Consider the following 14,697-nt stretch of genomic DNA (forward strand, 5'->3'; position numbering starts at 1 on the left):
TATATTGAGAAAAAAAATATAATAATATAATGGTTGTGCTTGTGATAATCACAACCATTTTTTGAATTGGATAAATTTTTTTCACATATACATACATGCAACTCGAAAACTCGAAAACCTTTTAAGAGATTGATATTTAAGTTGGATTTCTTAAAATATTAACTATATGTCAAAAAAGAAAACAAGGTTTTGTCATAACTTTGCACAACTAATAAATGTTAATACTATCCTCAAGTTGAGTGGGATTAATCTTAGCTTTATATACTCCTCGAAAACTCGAAAATCCGCATATCCCAAGGTATGCTATCTAACAAGAAAATAGAAAACCAGTGTGGATAATTGTTTTTAGATTTCTTGAGGAGATTTAAGAGTATGCTTCTGTTTAATCTTATTTTAAATCTTACCTTGCCTCTATGTTTTATTTTTGTTAATATTCCTAACTCTACCAATTCATCTAAGTATCTGTATAGGGTTGATAACTTGTAATTAACTTTATAGGTTACATCTTCAACTTTGAACTTCCTTAACTCCACTATAACCTCAACCAACTTTCGATATTTCGAATCAACTATATATGGGAGAATCTTAAGCCAAGGAATTTTCAGCTCTCTAAGGTTCTTTATGTCTCTTTTTGAGTGTTTTAGTATTAAATATATTGTTTCTAAGTTTCCATTAGTTATGTTTAGGAGATATTCTGCAACCTTATTTCCTATATAATAGCCATGAATCTTTGCGAAGTATTTTATTGTTGCCTTTACATTTAAAATGCCTTCTGGAAAAATCTTTCTGATTAATTCATGACATTCAATTGGATACCTTAACACAATACTTATGTTATTTTCCCTCAATATTTTAATAAACCTTATAAAGCTTTTATTATAATGCCATTTCCTAACATCATGAATATCAAAAACAACTATTGGATTTAAAACTTTTAGTAATGAGGTGGTTTTTCCAATAACTTTTTTAAAGTCCCATTTTCTTATATTCCCAAATAAGTCCCCAATCCCTCTATACCATGCCTTCTTAGCTCTGTAGTATTTATCAAACTCAATTTTTTTGTTCATATATTCCAAGAGATTTTTTAGCCAATTGGCGTTTTCATACTCTCTAAATAAATAATAGCTATCTTTAATTTGATAAACAATCTTTGCTATCGTCTTTTTTAAATTTGGTGTTGCTAAGACCCTAATTATTGGTATATTATTGGCTATCTCAAAACTTCCATTTTCATCCAACTCTAACAAATTCCCTCTATCTGTTGGAATTAAATACAATCCATTTAAAAACTCTTCTGGAACTGCCTTTATAATTTTCATTTCTTAACCCTCTTTATTATAGCTAATGAGAGATAATCATTAAATTCATCAAAATCTATCTCATTTAATTTACCAATAGCTATCTTTTCATCTTCAAAAGTGGCTCTCTTTACTAAACCAATTATATAATCATCTCTGTCCCTAATAGTTACTAACTTCTCCTTTAAATTCTTTGTCTTCATTATAATTATGGTATCAAATTCATCAATGTATTTCTCTAAATCCTTTCCTTGAGGAAGAATGCAGAGCTTTTCATCTCCCTCAACTAATGGCACGTTTAAAGCAGCTGCAGAGGCAAATATTGATGAAATGCCATTGATTATTTCTACCTCAACTCCATTCTCTTTTAAAAGCTTCCAAACATAGGAGAATGTGCTATACAACGTTGGGTCCCCAATGGTTATTATAGCAACTTCTCCATCTTCTTTCAAAACTTTTTCTAAGGCAGTTTCCCAGTATTTTTTTAACTTCTCTTTATCTTTAATCATTGGGAATAAAAGCTCCTCTACTTCCTTATCATTAACATAATCCTTTATAATCTCGTAGGCAATGGATTTCTTCCCTTCTTTGGATATCGGGACAAAGATTTTATCTACTTTTTTTAAAACTTCTAATGCCTTTAAGGTTAATAGCTTTTTATCTCCAACTCCTACACCAACACCATAAACCTTTTTTACCAATTTATTCACCTTTTTGTAGTTTTTCTATTTCTTCATAAGCTTCATCCATAATTTTCTCCACTTCTTCATCTGGAATATTAAACTCCTTTTGGATGTATTTTATTCTTTTCATTAGTGAGGGATGAGTTGAGATTAAGTTAAAAATCCCATCTTCAGGCATATGATTTGCATAATGAATTTTTGCTAAAGCTTTAATAAATGTCTTTGGATTTGTGATTTTTGAGGCAATTATATCTGCCTCTATCTCTTTTTTCTTTGATAGATGCCTATCAATAACTATATCTAAAAAATAAGCACACATAAATAGTCCAATCCAAATAAATCCAATGTTTCCAAACAACTTATTAAAAAATTTGAGAGAGTAAGATAATCCACTAAATACAATAATACCAATAACAAACCATTCAAAAAGTCCTATTTTTATATGTTGTTTCTTTTTATGGGCTATTTCATGGGCAATTATTGATTTTAACTCCTCTTTTGATAGTATTTTTATCAATTTTATGGTAATGGTTAGTTTTTCATTAAACAATCCAGAAACCTCTGCGTTTGCTATAGGACTGTTTTCTACTTTAATTTCTTTAAATGGCTTTGTATTGAGTTTTTTGATTAATTCATCAACCATCTCAACAATCTCATAATTTTCAACATACTTTGGTTTTAATATAATAATATCTATAAGTTTTTCAGCAGAATAAAAAACAATAGCTGCTACAATTAACCAAAATGCTATGTTTATTGGTATTGGAATTTTAGATAGATAGTTTCCAAAGAATTCTAAGATTTTATCACATACATAGAAATACGTAAGGTATCCAATGATTAGTGGTAGAGTAAAAACTCCAATTAGTATTCCAGCAAACATTAACAGTTTTTTTGTTTCAATCTCTGTGTATTGTTTTATAATATATAGAATAGCTAAAATCATTGGGATGAATGCTACAATAATAAACCACACAATTATTAAGCATATAGAAACAAATTCAGAGATATTAAGCAGATATGCTAATAGTTCTGACAAATTGTAAAATATAAATGATATTATAAGTAAAACTGCACATATTAAAACATATATCAAATAAACAATCCCAAATTTTTTGTTTCTATTGATTTTTTCCCTTAATGATTTTGGTTTTTCTTTAAGGATTCTTTTTAGATACAGCAATATTATCAAACATCCAATTATTGGGAATAAAATAAATAAGCTTAGCCCTAATATTGCATTTTCCATACTACCTTACCTTTTCTGTAGTTCTTCAACCTCTTCATAAGCTTCATCCATAATTTTCTCCACTTCTTCATCTGGAATATTAAACTCTTTTTGAATGTATTTTACTCTATCTTTTAAAGAGGGATGAGTCATAAGAATGTTTAAAACTCCTTCTTTTGGCATGTATGAAGCAAAGTGTATTTTGGATAATGCCTTAATATATGTTTTTGGTTCAACTACCTTTGTAGCCAATAAATCAGCATCTTTTTCGATTTTTCGAGAGATGTATCTGCAGATAAGATAATCTAAAGTATATGCAAACAAAAATATTCCCATAAATATTGTTAAGCCTTCAAAGTTAATACTGTTCAATAGATAGATTGCTATTGAGTAGATAACTGCTCCAATGATTATGAATCCAACAAATCCAATTTTTATATGAGTTCTTTTTTTATGTGCTAATTCGTGGGCAATAACTGCTTTCAACTCCTCCTCTGACAATATCTTTAATAATTTTGAGGTTAAAACTAACTTCTCCCTAAATAATCCCTCAACTAATGCATTTGCTACATCACTATTGAAGATTTCTATCTTTTTGAATGGTTTGACTTTCAATTTTTTAGATATTTCATCAACAATCTCTTTAACTTTATTTAATTCTTCTTCATCTCTTATAGGCTTTGAGATTTTTAATATTTTTAATATTGGCTTTGTTATCTTAGAAAATGCTATTCCAATAAAGTAATAGAATGTTATCCAAAATGCAACTCTTAGGGGCGTTGGAAGTTTATAAAATTCATTTTTAAATGGGCTTATTATTAACTCTGGAATATCGGATATAATCATTAGGAATATTATAATCACTGGAGCAAACATTAATATAAAGAGAATGCTCATTGTTAGTGGAGATTTTTTCAATTCTTTTTCTAATTCATCTTTATTTTTTGTAGAGAAACATTTAACCATGTTTTTTGCCGATAATATTGGTGGCAAAAATACTGCAACAAACATGGGGATTATATAGATTATTAGGGACATTTCTATGTCAATGTTTAGGATGTAGGAGATGAATGAAGGGCTATCACATAATATCATTAGAGATATAAAGATTCCAACGATATACAATGAATATAACGTCATTGAGATGATGTATTTTTTCATAATCTTTGATTTTTCATATATTGAGGTAGCATTATTTTTAAACAATTTATTTAAATATTTGGTATAATAGGCAATTCCTCCTATTATTGCTAAGAGTCCAAATATCATAAGGGCTATTGAAAAGTAATTGTAGGAATATTTAACCTTAATAACTCCATTTTTTACATTATAACTATCTATTTTTAAAAAACCAGACGATTCAACTTTATTTAGTTTAAAATTTCCAATTGGTGATAGGTTGTAAGTTAGTTGATTGTGCTCTTTGTCTAATGGCACTTTTAGGTTGAATTTGTAGATATTATCTTTTTTAAACTTATAAATATCTAAGTAACTTAAGTTCTTTATATCTTCAGAAATATTCTTCTCACAACTGATTTTTATCCATCCGTAATTATCAATATCTACACTAACATTAATCCCAAAATTATAACTAATCACAAACAATATAGCTAATAAAAAGTATAGAACTTTCTTCATATTCCCACCTAAATTTATTTAATATGGATATTAAAAAATCAAAAATGTATATAAAGTTTTAGCAATTATAAGAGCCATAAAAGATCTAAGAAAATAGCTGATTTTTAGATTATAACTAAATAACTAAAAAATTACTGCCTAAATACATCTTCTTCCTTAGGTCTAATTAAATCCTTTCCTTTCCCATCACCAAAAGGCACATTAACCCCTCTAATTATCACAACTGGGATGCCCTCATTAGCTTCTCCCATAACAACATTTGCCATACTTGCCAACTCATCAGCAATAGCAACTTCTGTTGTCTTTAGTTCTCTTCCAAATAAATCTTTCTCCCCCTTTCTATCCCATAAAGCTATAATTCCACTAACTCCAATTGCTATTCCAACAGCTCCTTTCCTAAAAGGCCTTCCAACGCTATCTGATATTATAACTCCCACTCTCTTTCCAGTTAGCTTTTCAATCTCTCTCCTTATTCTTTCAGCACTTTCATCTGGATTTTTTGGCAGAATTTTTATGCCCTTATATACGTTGCTTTCATCCACTCCACTGTTGGCACACACAAAACCATGTTTTGTTTCTGTTATAATGAAGTTTTTTCCAACTTTGACTATTTCTTTTGCCTCATCTAATATAACTTGCACAACCTTTGGGTCTTTTCCAGTTTTTTTGGCTAATTCAATTGCCTCCTTTGAGGGGATTATTTTATCTCTATCTATAACATTTCCCTCTAATTTTGATATTAGAGTTTCAGCTATCACAATAATATCTCCATCTTCAATTGGATATTGGGCTATTATTTCAGATAGGTTTATCTTTTCATTTCCTTTAAAAATTGGGAGTTCTAAGCCAATAACCTCTACTTTTCTTTTTTCTTTAATCATCTTACCACATCCTTTTATAGGTTATTTAGAATCTACAATAAAGGTTTTAAGTTAGTATAGAAATAGTTTTTTATTGTGATATCATGGTTAATGTTGAAAGGATTAGTATATCATTCCCTAACCATAGGGCTTCGCCCTATTGGTATACCCAAGGATGCATCACCTCGCTTCGCTCGATGATTAGATGAAATCCTTCGGATTTTATTGCTCATCTCGCTTCGCTCGATGATACCTCTAAAGTCATAATAGTGATATTATGGTTAATGTTGAAAGAATCAGCATATCGTTTCCAAAATTTCTCTTAAAAGAGATTGATGAAGTTGTTAAAAGAAAGGGATATTCAAGTAGGAGTGAGCTAATAAGGGATGCCGTGAGAAAGTATGTGTTGGAGAGTAATCCATTGGATAAAAATGAAACTGTTAGTGGAATCATAATTGTTGTTTATAACCCAACAAAAGAATCATTAGAAAGGATGAGTAAGCTATATTTTGAATACAATAAAGTTATAAAATCTTTGAATCAAGCTTATGTAACAACATCTTGCGGAAAGAATGCAAAAGTAGAGATTTTTGTTGTTGAGGGTAACTCTAAGGATGTATCAAAGTTCTATGATGAAATTTCAAAGATTGATGGTAAGATTTACGATAAGGCCATTGTTTTCTAAACTTTATATATTTTATATATTTTGATATTACTAATTTTACAATTCTTCATAATAATTATGGCTTAGTTTTAGTTATTTTGATGTGATAATTATATCTCTTTTCTGATTAAATTTCGCAAAAAACTTTTTATATTATATTCTTGATTAACAACTAGTCGGAAGCCTTTTACCGATATATGGCTAAGAATACCAAATACATCGACATATATTCAACATATATTCAATGTATATTTTACGATTATCGTCTCTATATTATACGAACTTCGTCTAATATTTATCCCGTGGTAGTTAAAATTCATTTACTTTAGGTAGGAAATAGGCTTCCTATATCTTAGGATATAGGATTCCTAATATTAATAATTACCATATCATCCAAAGAGGTGAATATAATGGCAGAGTTAAAACAAAAAAAGAAAGTTGGAATCATTGAAGCACTGAAAAGTGGAGACATAAAGACATTAATTGCCTCATTGTTATACTTTGACACTGGTTTCATGGTTTGGTTATTATTTGGTCCTGCTTTAGGGTTGTTTATAGCTCAAGAGCTTGGTTTATCACCAGCAGAGAAGGGATTCATGGTTGCAGTTCCTATATTAGCTGCTGCATTGTTTAGAATTCCATTTGGTTACATGTATCAGGCAATAAATGGAAAATACGTTGCAATGATGGGAATTATATTATCTGCACTACCAATCTTGTTTGTAAATCTGTTTCCAATAAACTATACAACCCTTCTTATCCTTGGGGCATTTTTAGGTATTGGAGGGGCAAGCTTTGCTATTGCTCTACCAATGGCAGGGAGTAACTACCCAAAGAAATATCAAGGGCTTGTTTTGGGATTAGCAGCAGCAGGTAACTTAGGGGCAATGATGGATGGTTTAATCTTCCCACCAATTGCAGAGACCTATGGATGGAGAACTGCTGCTTTAGTAGCATTGGTATTCTTGGCAATTTCATTTGTGCTGTGTTGGGCATGGATTAAGGATAGCTCACCAAAGAGACCAGAGTTAAGAAATCATGCAATATTCAACTTTATTGTAACATTTGTCTCATTTATAGTTGTTACTTTGATGTTGTACAGTGGAATTCTTGGAATTAGTGGTAAATTTGGATTGTTGTTACTGCCAGTAATTGTTGGGGCAATATCTATCATGCTATTATCAAAAGATTACAGAAATGCCCTCAAAAAGAGAGACCCTTGGGTGTTCATGCTATTCTATGCAATAACCTTTGGAGGATTCGTAGGAATGTCAGGTTCAGTTGCATTCATATTAAATGGGCAGTATGGCTTTGACCCAGTTACTTGTGGTATGTTGATGTCTCTCCTATCATTTAGCGGAGCAATTATAAGACCTGTTGGTGGATGGATTGCAGATAAAATTGGAGGAGTTAAGGTTTTATTGGCAGTATTTGCGGCAATTGCAACATTTGATTACTTACTTGGATTTACAATACCTCCCGCAATAATTGGAATTCCTTTACTTTGGGGATTGTTCTTATCATTTGGAATTGGTAATGGGGCTGTATTCCAGTTAGTTCCATTGAGATGGCCAAGAGCTACAGGAATGGCTACTGGTTTAATTGGTGCAGCTGGAGGAGTTGGAGGATTTTACCTCTCTTCAACAATGGGATTGGCAAAAGAGTTTACCGGTTCTTACGGTCCTGGATACTTAATATTTGGAACAATTGCATTAATTGCCTTAGGTGTCTTGTGGATGTTGAAACATGAATACATGCAATGGGGATATGTTGGGCATGAGGAGGATGATAGACCAATCTCACAGGTTGCAACAAGTGAAATTCCAGTTCTTCAGTTTAAAAAACAAAACCCTTAAATTTTAATTATTTTTCTTCACAAAATCTCAATTTAAAATTTTATAAAATTTAAAGGTGCTGATTATGAATAAAAAAATAATAAAAACACAGTGTCCATTTTGTGGGACTGGTTGCGGTTTAGAGGTTATTATAGATGAGAATGGCAACATAAAAGTGAGAGGAGATAAAGAGCATCCAGCAACAAAGGGAAGTGTTTGTATAAAGGCAGTTCATCTTCCAAAGGCCTTGGATGTTGGGAGAGTGGATAAAGTTCTTTACAGAGAGTCAAAGAAAGAAGATTTTAAAGAAATTGATTGGGATTTAGCCTATAAAATATTAAAAGAAAAGTTGGAAAGCTTATCTCCAGATGAAGTGTATTTCTACCTATCAGGACAGTTATTAACAGAGGATATCTATGTTATAAACAAATTTGCAAAGGGATTTATTGGAACAAACAACGTTGATTCAAATTCAAGATTATGTGTTGCTACTGCAGTTGCTGCCTACAAGCTTGCATTTGGTTCTGATGGAATTCCGGGATGCTATGATGACATAGATGATGCTGATTGCTTTATATTCATAGGTTCAAATGTTGCATGGGCTCATCCTGGGTTATTTAGCAGAATTTTAAAGAGAAAAAAGGAAGATGATGTAACAATTGTAACCATAGACCCAAATTGCACAGAAACAGCTAAAAAAAGTGATAAATGGATTCCTATAAAGGCTGGGACTGATGTGGTTTTCTTAAATAGTGTGTTGTATGTGCTTTATGAAAACAACTGGATAGATTGGGAGTTTATAAAAAACTACACTGAAGGGTTTGAAGAGGCCATCGAGGAGGCAAAAAAATATCCACCAAAAGTAGCAGCAGAAATTTGTGAAGTAGATGAGAAAGATATCTATTATATTGCTGAACTCTTTGCTAAAAAGAAAAAACTCATTAGCTTTTGGACTATGGGGGTTAATCAATCAACAAATGGGACTATGAAGGCACTTGCAATAATAAACCTTCATCTTGCAACTGGGAGATTGAACGATAGAGGATGTCCATTCTCATTAACTGGGCAGTCAAATGCAATGGGTGGGAGAGAGGTTGGCTATCTATCAAATGGACTTCCTGGCTATAGAGATGTTAGAAATAAAGAAGATAGGGAGTTTATTGAAGATTTCTGGGGGATTGAGAGGGGTAAAATAAAGGATAAACCAGGATGTAGTATAACAGAGGCAATAGATAAGATATTAGAGGGAGAAATTAAATTCCTTTGGATTGTTTGCACAAATCCTGCAGTATCAATGCCAAATTTAAATAAATTCAAAAAGGCCTTGGAAAAAGATGATGTCTTTGTTGTAGTTCAAGATGCATATTACACAGACACCATGCAATTTGCAAACCTTATATTGCCAGCAACACACTGGGGAGAGGAAGAAGGAGTTATGACTGGTGGAGATAGGACAGTAACACTCTGCAGAAAGTTTAGAGAACCACCAAAAAATGCCAAATTTGAATGGCAGATATTTGTTGAGTTAGCTCAAAGAATGGGTGGAGAAAAGCTCTTTCCATACAAAAACTCAAGAGAAATATTTGATGAGTATAAGAAGGCCACTAAAGGGAGGTTGTGTGATATTTCTGACTTTGAATATGAAGATTTACCAAAAAGATGGGGAGGGAAGCATTTATACAAGGACTTAAAATTCCCAACACCCTCTGGAAAGGCAATATTTAACCCTGCAAAATACAAAGAGCCAGAAGATGTTAAGAAAGAGGGGGATTTCATTCTGATAACTGGAAGGGTTAGAAAGCAGTGGCACACAATGACAAGAACCGGAAAGGTTAAAGAACTGCTAAAAGGGGAAGAAACTCCCTATGTCCTCATGAATCCTGAAGATGCCAAGGAATTAGGAATTAATGAGGGAGATATAGTAACAATAGAATCTGAAAGGGGAAAAATTAGAAGAGTTGTGAAATTTGGAGAAATAAAAAGAAGACATCTATTTACACCATTTGGCTATGGTTTGGAGTTTTGTGATTCTCCAGCAAATCTTGTTACAACAGATGCCATAGATCCATTCTCAAAAGAGCCAGAACTTAAGTTTTCAAAGGTTAAAGTTGTGAAGGGGTGAGATGATGGAGTGGAAACTAAATGAGGTTATAGTTGAAACAAATCAGTGTGCTAAATGTTCAACTTGTGCAATTGTATGTCCAAACAACTTGGTAAAGTTTGATAATAAGCCATACATTGAGGAAGAATGCTTAAGAAAAGGTAATGGGATGTGTTTTGAGGTCTGTCCAAGGGTCTCTTCTGGGAAGTATCAGATAAAATTGAGGGAGAATTTTAAGGAGAAATATTATTATGCAAGGAGTGATATTGAAGGGCAAGATGGAGGAGTTGTTACTGCATTCTTAAAATACCTCTTAGAGAGTGGGAAGATTGATGGGGCGATAGTTGTTGGAAAAGATGAGTTTTGGAAGCCTGTCTCAATGATTGTTTTGAGTGAGAAGGATATTTTAAAGGGGAGTAAGTCAAAATATACCGTCTCAACCTTAGATGCTTTAAGAAAGGCTGGAGAGATGGGATTAGAAAAAGTGGCTGTTGTTGGTTTGCCTTGCCAGATTAATGGTTTAAGAAAACTGCAGTATTTCCCATATCATGCTAAACATGACCCTGAATTAGGTAGAGATGGAAAACCAGTCAAATTGCCAAAGATAGAATATCTAATTGGATTATTCTGTATGGAGAAGTTCGAATACAACAGTTTAAAAGAAGTCCTATCAAAGTATGGCATAGATATTAAAGATGTTGAAAAATTCGATATTAAGAAAGGGAACCTCCTCGTGTATGTAAATGGGGAGAAGAAAGAGATTGATTTGAAGGAAATTGAAATCTGCTCTGGTTGTAAGATGTGCAGGGACTTCGATGCTGAACTTGCAGACGTCTCAATTGGAAGTGTCGGAAGTCCAGATGGATATTCAACGATTATAATAAGAACTAAAAAAGGAGAAGAAATCAAAAATGCTGTCGAATTAAAAGAAGGTGTTGACATTGAGGCTATTGATAAATTGAGAAAGAAAAAGCTAAAAAGATTTAAAGAAGAAGTTGAAAGAAGAAGAAAAAATAACGAACCAGTATCATTCTACTGGACTGCTGATTATGGAGGGATTGGAAAGAGAGCAGATGGAACATACTTCATAAGAATCAGGGCAAAACCAGGAGGATGGTACACTGTTGAAGAAATAAAAGAAATCTTAGATATTGCAGAAAAATACAATGCTAAGATAAAAATAACTGATAGGGCTGGTTATGAACTTCATGGCATTAGTGGATTTGATGTGGAAGACATTGTTTTAAGGTTGAGAGAAAAAGGACTCATAACAGGTTCAGAGGGGCCGTTAGTTAGGGCAACATTGGCATGTCCTGGAGCTGGAAACTGTAGCAGTGGTTTAATAAACACAACGGAACTTGCCAAAATCATTGAAGATAAGTTTAAAGAAAGGCCAGCTCCATATAAGTTTAAGATTGCAATTAGCGGATGTCCAAATGGATGTGTTAGGCCACAAGTGCATGATATTGGAATAGCAGGGGTTAAATTCCCAGCTGTCAATGAAGAAAAATGTAATGGCTGTGGAAGATGTGCTGAGGTTTGTAAGGTTGAGGCAATTGATGTTAGGGGAGAAATCTCTTACACCAACTACAACGTATGTGTTGGTTGCGGTAAGTGTATAAAAGAGTGTCCAAATGATGCAAGAGAGGTTAAAGAAGAAGGATTTTTAGTTTATGTTGGTGGAAAGACAGGAAGAGAAGTTGTTGAAGGAATTAAAGTTGGGATAATGAGTGCTGAAGAAGTAGTTGAGTTCATTGATAAGGTCTTAACTGTTTATGAAAAATATGCACTAAAGCCTTTAAGGGAGAGATTACCACATGTAATGGAAAGAGTTGGGCATTATAAGTTTATAGAAGAAGTTAAATCACTTATGAAAAATAAAAATACCTAATTTCAGTCTCTTTTTAGAATTTAAAGTTTATCTTATTTACTTTTATTTATTTTAACTAAAAATTTAAAATTTTGTGATACCATTATGACAGCTATTGGTGTTAGTAATAAAAATTATATCAAAATAGAAATTAGAAATAACAATAATTATCTCTTTTTTCAACTTAAAATTGTCAAAAATCTTTTTATATTATTTAATGCATAGTATAAGCTAAAATAATAAGATGTTGGGTGAAATTATGACAAAGATAGTAATTTTAAGATGTGATAGTGCAGCAAAAACTTGTCCAGGAGTTGGATGTATAGCCGCGGCATTAAACAAAAAAGATACCTTCAAAGATTATGAGAACGTTGAATTGTTGGCAGTAATAACATGTGGAGGATGTCCGGGAAGATTGGGATTAAGCCAAATAAAACAGTTAATAGAGAAAAATGGTGCAGAGGTCGTTCATTTTGCAACATGCATGACTGCATTTAAACCAAAGTGCAGATATGCTGAAGAAATGAAGGAAGAGATTGAAAAGATGGGGGCAAAGGTTGTTATGGGTTCTCACTTCTAAGTTTTTAATTTTATTTTTATTTTTGTATACTTTATATTTATATATTCAAATATATTTTTATAAAAATAATAAGAATAAACATCAATTTGTTCATAATAATTATATCAAATATTTTCAAAGCAAGGGGCATTAATTGTCCATATCTCTAAAAGAAGAAGGTTAAAAATCTATTTATATAATGAAAAAGAAAATATTGACTGTAAAGCATTTGCCAAAATATACTGTAAAGATGCTTTGCAAATATTAAGATGGTGAAATTATGAAATACACTCCAAGACCAACGAAAATGTTTTGCTTTCAATGTCAAGAGGCTGCAAGAAATGAGGGATGCACAGTAAAGGGAGTTTGTGGAAAGGATGATATTGTAGCAAACCTCCAAGATTTATTGATTTATACTATAAAAGGTTTATGCTATGTGTGTGATAAAGGCGATTACTTAGACGATGAAGTTATGGAATATATTCCAAAGGCATTATTTGTAACAATCACAAATGTCAATTTTGATGATAAAGATGTGATAGATTGGATAAAGAAGGGAGTAGAATTGAGGGAAAAAGTTATTGAAAAAACCAATTTAAATAAAGAGGAGCTTCCTCACTGTGCTACATGGAATTATAATGATACCAACGACATTATAGAATTATCAAAGGCAAAAGAAGTTAGCATCTTAGCAGAGGATAATGAGGATATAAGGTCTTTAAAAGAACTCATAACTTATGGAATTAAAGGAATTGGTGCTTATTTAAGCCATGCAATGCATCTTGGCTATAACAATGAAGAAATCCATAAATTTATAGTTAAAGCATTTGCCAAAATCGTTGATAGTAAAGATGCTGATGAACTCTTTAACTTAGCAATGGAAACTGGAAAGTATGCAGTAGAAACATTAGCATTATTAGATAAGGCAAACACTGAAACCTATGGACATCCAGAGATAACAGAGGTTAATTTGGGAGTTAGAGATAGACCAGGAATATTAATCAGTGGGCATGATTTAAAGGACTTAGAGCAGTTATTAGAGCAGAGTAAAGATGCAGGAGTTGATGTTTATACTCACTGTGAGATGTTGCCAGCCCATTATTATCCATTCTTCAAAAAATATGAGCACTTCGTTGGAAATTATGGAGGTTCATGGCCATTTCAAAGGGAGGAGTTTGAAAAATTCAACGGCCCAATAGTGATGACAACAAACTGTTTAGTTCCACCAAAGGATTCATACAAAGATAGGGTTTATGTAACAAACGAAGTTGGCTATCCGGGATTGAAGAGGATTCCAGTAAGAGAAGATGGAACTAAGGACTTTTCAGAGGTTATAGAGCATGCTAAAAGATGCAAGCCACCAACACCACTTGAAAATGGTAAGATTGTTGGAGGTTTTGCACATAACCAAGTTTTAGCATTGGCAGATAAGATAGTTGAAGCAGTTAAAAGTGGAAAGATAAGAAAGTTCGTTGTAATGGCTGGATGTGATGGAAGACATAAAACAAGAGAGTATTATACTGAATTTGCTAAGAAACTGCCTAAAGATACAGTCATCTTAACATGTGGATGTGCAAAATACAGGTTTATTAAGTTAGATTTGGGAGATATAGATGGAATTCCAAGGGTATTGGATGCTGGACAGTGTAATGATAGCTATTCATTAGTTAAAATTGCACTGGCTTTAAAAGATGTCTTTGGATTAAATGATATAAATGAACTTCCAATTGCCTACAACATCTCATGGTATGAGCAAAAGGCAGTTACTGTATTATTGGCTTTGCTTTACTTAGGAGTTAAGGATATTGTATTAGGCCCAACATTGCCGGCTTTCTTATCACCAAATGTGGCAAAAGTTTTAGTTGAGAAGTTTGGAATCTCAACAATCTCAACAGTTGATGAGGATATTAAGGGATTAGTTGGATAAATATTCTTTTAAAAATTTTTAACATTTTTAGGGT

General features: G+C 32.3%; 11 protein-coding genes. 6 read left to right on the plus strand and 5 right to left on the minus strand.

The annotated features are described in order from the left end of the window. Window positions 1-257 precede the first annotated feature (257 nt). From MFS40622_RS07030 to MFS40622_RS07050, 5 genes are all read right to left on the minus strand, one after another. A complete protein-coding gene (locus MFS40622_RS07030) occupies window positions 258-1,319 on the minus strand; it encodes a hypothetical protein (protein ID WP_012980988.1) in 1,062 nt (353 codons plus the stop codon). Continuing rightward, window positions 1,316-2,008, minus strand: coding sequence for a precorrin-2 C(20)-methyltransferase (gene cobI, locus MFS40622_RS07035; RefSeq protein WP_012980989.1), 693 nt, complete (start codon window positions 2,006-2,008; stop codon window positions 1,316-1,318). Before cobI ends, MFS40622_RS07030 begins: the two co-directional genes overlap by 4 nt. Next, entirely contained in the window at window positions 2,001-3,230 is a 1,230-nt protein-coding gene (locus tag MFS40622_RS07040; protein WP_012980990.1) for a M48 family metallopeptidase, read from the minus strand. The genes cobI and MFS40622_RS07040 overlap by 8 nt, the downstream gene beginning before the upstream one ends. Before the next feature lie 6 nt (window positions 3,231-3,236). Continuing rightward, window positions 3,237-4,847: a M48 family metalloprotease gene (locus tag MFS40622_RS07045; protein WP_012980991.1), complete on the minus strand. Its 1,611-nt coding sequence runs from the start codon at window positions 4,845-4,847 to the stop codon at window positions 3,237-3,239. A 131-nt stretch (window positions 4,848-4,978) separates the two neighbouring features. Beyond that, entirely contained in the window at window positions 4,979-5,728 is a 750-nt protein-coding gene (locus tag MFS40622_RS07050) for a coenzyme F420-0:L-glutamate ligase (protein ID WP_012980992.1), read from the minus strand. Window positions 5,729-5,984: 256 nt separating this feature from the next. Between MFS40622_RS07050 and MFS40622_RS07055 the strand changes: the two genes are divergently transcribed. The 6 genes from MFS40622_RS07055 (at window position 5,985) to hcp (ending at window position 14,663) form a co-directional block, all read left to right on the plus strand. Further along, window positions 5,985-6,392 carry a CopG family ribbon-helix-helix protein gene (locus tag MFS40622_RS07055; protein ID WP_012980993.1) on the plus strand — a complete coding sequence of 136 codons (408 nt, stop codon included), beginning with the start codon at window positions 5,985-5,987 and terminating at the stop codon, window positions 6,390-6,392. 389 nt (window positions 6,393-6,781) lie between these two features. Beyond that, on the plus strand, window positions 6,782-8,227 hold the full coding sequence (locus MFS40622_RS07060) for a NarK/NasA family nitrate transporter (RefSeq protein WP_012980994.1): 1,446 nt from the start codon (window positions 6,782-6,784) through the stop codon (window positions 8,225-8,227). Window positions 8,228-8,291: 64 nt separating this feature from the next. After that, window positions 8,292-10,328, plus strand: coding sequence for a molybdopterin oxidoreductase family protein (locus tag MFS40622_RS07065; protein ID WP_012980995.1), 2,037 nt, complete (start codon window positions 8,292-8,294; stop codon window positions 10,326-10,328). Between the two features lies 1 nt (window position 10,329). Further along, window positions 10,330-12,198 carry a coenzyme F420-dependent sulfite reductase gene (fsr, locus tag MFS40622_RS07070; protein WP_048197506.1) on the plus strand — a complete coding sequence of 623 codons (1,869 nt, stop codon included), beginning with the start codon at window positions 10,330-10,332 and terminating at the stop codon, window positions 12,196-12,198. Between the two features lie 238 nt (window positions 12,199-12,436). Beyond that, entirely contained in the window at window positions 12,437-12,757 is a 321-nt protein-coding gene (locus MFS40622_RS07075) for a CGGC domain-containing protein (RefSeq protein WP_048197507.1), read from the plus strand. A gap of 259 nt (window positions 12,758-13,016) precedes the next feature. Beyond that, window positions 13,017-14,663, plus strand: a complete 1,647-nt coding sequence (gene hcp / locus MFS40622_RS07080; RefSeq protein ID WP_012980998.1) for a hydroxylamine reductase — start codon at window positions 13,017-13,019, stop codon at window positions 14,661-14,663. Window positions 14,664-14,697: the final 34 nt, after the last annotated feature.

Origin of the sequence: Methanocaldococcus sp. FS406-22, from assembly GCF_000025525.1 — an archaeon.
In the GTDB taxonomy this organism is placed as follows: Archaea; AGJL01; Methanococci; order Methanococcales; family Methanocaldococcaceae; genus Methanocaldococcus.

What these genes read in the sequence shown, in the direction of transcription:
- MFS40622_RS07045 (WP_012980991.1), bottom strand. Translation starts at nt 4,847, where the DNA reads ATGAAGAAAGTTCTATACTTTTTATTAGCTATATTGTTTGTGATTAGT.
- fsr (WP_048197506.1), top strand. Translation starts at nt 10,330, where the DNA reads ATGATGGAGTGGAAACTAAATGAGGTTATAGTTGAAACAAATCAGTGT.
- MFS40622_RS07075 (WP_048197507.1), top strand. Translation starts at nt 12,437, where the DNA reads ATGACAAAGATAGTAATTTTAAGATGTGATAGTGCAGCAAAAACTTGT.
- MFS40622_RS07040 (WP_012980990.1), bottom strand. Translation starts at nt 3,230, where the DNA reads ATGGAAAATGCAATATTAGGGCTAAGCTTATTTATTTTATTCCCAATA.
- MFS40622_RS07060 (WP_012980994.1), top strand. Translation starts at nt 6,782, where the DNA reads ATGGCAGAGTTAAAACAAAAAAAGAAAGTTGGAATCATTGAAGCACTG.
- hcp (WP_012980998.1), top strand. Translation starts at nt 13,017, where the DNA reads ATGAAATACACTCCAAGACCAACGAAAATGTTTTGCTTTCAATGTCAA.
- MFS40622_RS07030 (WP_012980988.1), bottom strand. Translation starts at nt 1,319, where the DNA reads ATGAAAATTATAAAGGCAGTTCCAGAAGAGTTTTTAAATGGATTGTAT.
- MFS40622_RS07055 (WP_012980993.1), top strand. Translation starts at nt 5,985, where the DNA reads ATGGTTAATGTTGAAAGAATCAGCATATCGTTTCCAAAATTTCTCTTA.
- MFS40622_RS07065 (WP_012980995.1), top strand. Translation starts at nt 8,292, where the DNA reads ATGAATAAAAAAATAATAAAAACACAGTGTCCATTTTGTGGGACTGGT.
- MFS40622_RS07050 (WP_012980992.1), bottom strand. Translation starts at nt 5,728, where the DNA reads ATGATTAAAGAAAAAAGAAAAGTAGAGGTTATTGGCTTAGAACTCCCA.